Raw genomic sequence first — 3762 nt, forward strand, 5'->3', positions numbered from 1 at the left:
ATGTATGTCTTATCAATATTAATAAAAAATTATATTTTTCACAATACTATTTAAAAAAAGACTAATTTTGGTTATTAATCTCTAAAATTATGAAAATAAAATTACTTTTTTTTTTATTTGTAAGTATTTTTTCTAACGCTCAAGTAGTTATTAACGAAATAGATCCTGATACTCCTTCAACTGATGTAAAAGAATTTATAGAATTACATTCAAATACACCTAATTTTTCATTAAATGGATATGTAGTGGTATTGTTTAACGCTGGAAGTACTTCCCCTTATTCTGGTACAGCAAGTTATTATGCTATCGATTTAGATGGTTATACTACTGATGCAAATGGAAATTTTTTAATCGGAAATTCTCAAGTGTCGCCAACTCCAGCTTTGGATTTACCAGAAACTACATTACAAAACGGACCAGACGCTATTGCTTTGTATTTAGCTAATGGTTCTGATTTTCCTATAGGTACATTAGCTACTTCTACCAATTTAGTTCATGCTATTGCATATTCTAATGCTTCAACAACACAACCAACGGCTTTAATGAACGCCTTGAATTTAACGGTTTGTATTAATGAAAATGCGACGTCAAATGCAGCCAATCATTCTATTCAAAGAAAAGCAGATGGTACTTTTGAAGTAAAGGTACCAACCCCAGGAATGAATAACGATGGAAGCGGAATAGTTTTTAATTATTTAACTACTACTTTTAATAATACTTCATATACAGAGGGACAAAATGTGATTATTACCTTTACAACTTCTTCTAATGTTACCTCACCAGTGACATTTACTATATCGTTGAATAATGGTAATTTTAATGCATCTGATTACAGTGGAAATACAATAATAACTATACCTGCTGGAACTAATACTGCATCAACAACTATTACTCTAGTTGATGATTCTTTGGATGAAGGTGATGAAGAATTTATTCTTTATATTTCGGGTTTGCCTGTTGAAGTAGTTGCAAGTAACAATTCCATTTTGAGAAGGGTAGAGGACAATGATTATCAGATTTCAAATTTTGGAACTCCCTTAGCACCAACTTACGGAAATGTAACACCAACTATTCCTACAGGATATTATGCCAGTTTAGAAGGATTATCGGGGTCAGCGTTAAAACAAGCTATTCAAGATATTATAGCCAATCCAGCAGTAGTTCATCTTCATAGCTATGCTGATATTTGGGATATAATAAGAACTGCAGATCAAAATCCAGCGAATCATTCTAAAGTGTGGTGTATGTATATTGAGCAGCCTATGTCAAAAATTGATCAACAACAAGGCTCAAGTATTGTAGGAAAATGGAATAGAGAGCATATCTTTTGTCAATCAAGAGGAGGATTTCAAGTAGCACTAGGAGATACAGCAGATGGTATTTCAATTTGGAATACAACTAGCGCTGCTAATGTAGTAGATGGTATTTCTGATGCGCATCACATTCGAGTTGAAAATGGACAAGAAAATTCTTCACGAAATAATAAAAATTACGGCACAGTAAATTCTTCAACGGTTTATGCCGGTCCAACAGGCACTCAGGGAAGTTGGAAAGGAGACGTAGCTCGTTCTTTATTTTATATGGCTGTTCGTTTTAATGGATTAAATGTGGTCAATGGTGATCCGAGTGAGTATAATGGTTCAGCTCCTTCTGGAAATATTGGTGATTTGGCTACTTTATTGGCTTGGAATACACAAGATCCAAGAGATGATTTTGAAATGAATAGAAATAATTATATTTATACTTGGCAGCAAAATAGAAATCCGTTTATTGATTATCCTTTGTTAGCTAATTATGTATTTGGTCCACAATATGGGCAACCATGGTTTGCGAGTTTAGCTAATTCAACCTTTATTACAGATGAAATAAAAATTTTCCCTAATCCTGCTTCAGAATATATTTACATTAGTGGAATAGAAACTCCGACTACGATTTTAATTTATACATTATCGGGTCAAAAGGTAATGCAACAAAATCTTTCTACCAATGGAAGAATTTCTTTGAATTTACCAGCAGGCATTTATTTTGTTAACATGAAAAGCGAAGAAAAAACAGAGACAAAAAAAATAATTGTGAAATAAATATACATTTATAAAAAAACAATAATATATTCAGTACTTTTGTAAAAATAACAACCAATTTTTAATTAATAAAAATGAAAGTAACAATAGTAGGGGCTGGTAACGTAGGTGCTACTTGTGCAGATGTAATTTCATATAGAGGAATTGCTAGTGAAGTAGTGTTACTAGACATCAAAGAAGGTTTTGCTGAAGGAAAAGCAATGGACATTATGCAATGTGCAACAACTACAGGATTCAATACAAGAGTTTCAGGTAGTACTAATGATTATTCAAAAACCGCGAATTCAGATGTAGTAGTAATTACTTCTGGTATTCCAAGAAAACCAGGAATGACGCGTGAGGAATTAATTGGTATTAATGCTGGTATTGTAAAGACTGTAGCAGATAATGTCCTAAAATTTTCACCAAATGCTATCATCGTTGTAGTTTCAAACCCAATGGATACTATGACGTATTTAACGTTAAAAGCAACAGGATTACCAAAAAATAGAATTATTGGTATGGGAGGAGCTCTAGATAGTTCACGTTTCAAATTTTATTTGTCCCAAGCATTAGGAAAACCATCTAATGACGTTCAAGGAATGGTGATTGGTGGTCATGGAGATACAACTATGATTCCTTTAACTAGATTAGCTTCTTACAATGGTTCACCTGTATCTAATTTCTTGTCTCAAGATGTTTTAGATAAAGTGGCTGCTGATACCATGGTGGGAGGTGCTACATTGACAGGTTTATTAGGTACCTCAGCTTGGTATGCTCCGGGTGCTTCTGTAGCTTATTTAGTAGACTCAATTTTGAATGATCAAAAGAAAATGATTCCTTGTTCAGTATTATTAGAAGGAGAATATGGTCAATCTGACATTTGTTTAGGCGTTCCTTGTATTATCGGTAAAAATGGAATTGAAGAAATTTTAGATATTCAATTAAACGACGCTGAGAAAGCTTTATTTGCTAAATCTGCTGATGCTGTAAGAGCAATGAATGGCGATTTAAAAGCTGTTTTAAGCTAAAAATAGGTTAAAAGAAAAAAAACCACCTTAAACAAGGTGGTTTTTTTATTCATATACCAAAACAAGGCAAATATTCTATAAAAAATTGATCGGGATGTGTCGTTTCTTTGTTAATTTCTGATTTTAGTTCAGAGTTAATTATAAAGCGTTCTTCACCTGTAATTGTGACTATACGCACCAAATAAACTTTTTCGGTTTTCAGATATTCAAAATTCTCTTTTGTGAAATTAAAATAGCCATTTAATACACGAATGTTATTTTTACTTACAGGATCAATATTAAGAGAATTACAGGTTTCTTGGTCTAAGGAATTGATAAGTTTTACTTCCTTTCCATTTGATAATTGTAAATAAATTTTAGTATCCTTATCAATGCAAGTAGAGGTTAAAAAGTTCATACTTTTTTGTACATACTGAATATTTAGCCCCATTATTCCGTCAATATTATACAATTTGAAACTTAAAAAACGAGTAGTAGAACCAAAAACAGATTCATAAATGAATTTTTCTGGTAATACTTTAGTGTAAGTTGAGTCTGTTTCTTCGTTTACTTCAAACATACAATCTTTGCTTTGTGCGAAGCTACAAGTTGTAAATATTAAAAAGTAAAATATAATTTTTTTCATTAGGGCAATTTTTTAATATTAAATGAGCCAATATCGTTTTAACATT

3 protein-coding genes are annotated in these 3762 nt (G+C 31.9%); 2 read left to right on the forward strand and 1 reads right to left on the reverse strand.

Annotation, left to right across the window (positions count from 1 at the left end):
* Nucleotides 1–89: 89 nt before the first annotated feature.
* The gene (locus tag QZ824_RS10975; protein WP_291276059.1) at nucleotides 90–2081 is read left to right on the forward strand and encodes an endonuclease; all 1992 of its coding nucleotides are present in this window, start codon (nucleotides 90–92) and stop codon (nucleotides 2079–2081) included.
* 74 nt (nucleotides 2082–2155) lie between these two features.
* On the forward strand, nucleotides 2156–3091 hold the full coding sequence (gene mdh, locus QZ824_RS10980; RefSeq protein ID WP_291276060.1) for a malate dehydrogenase: 936 nt from the start codon (nucleotides 2156–2158) through the stop codon (nucleotides 3089–3091).
* Between the two features lie 49 nt (nucleotides 3092–3140).
* On the opposite strand, the gene QZ824_RS10985 is transcribed toward mdh, so the two are convergent.
* Nucleotides 3141–3716, reverse strand: a complete 576-nt coding sequence (locus QZ824_RS10985) for a hypothetical protein (RefSeq protein ID WP_291276061.1) — start codon at nucleotides 3714–3716, stop codon at nucleotides 3141–3143.
* Nucleotides 3717–3762: the final 46 nt, after the last annotated feature.

Origin of the sequence: Flavobacterium sp. (genome assembly GCF_021151785.1) — a bacterium.
Taxonomy (GTDB): Bacteria; Bacteroidota; Bacteroidia; order Flavobacteriales; family Flavobacteriaceae; genus Flavobacterium.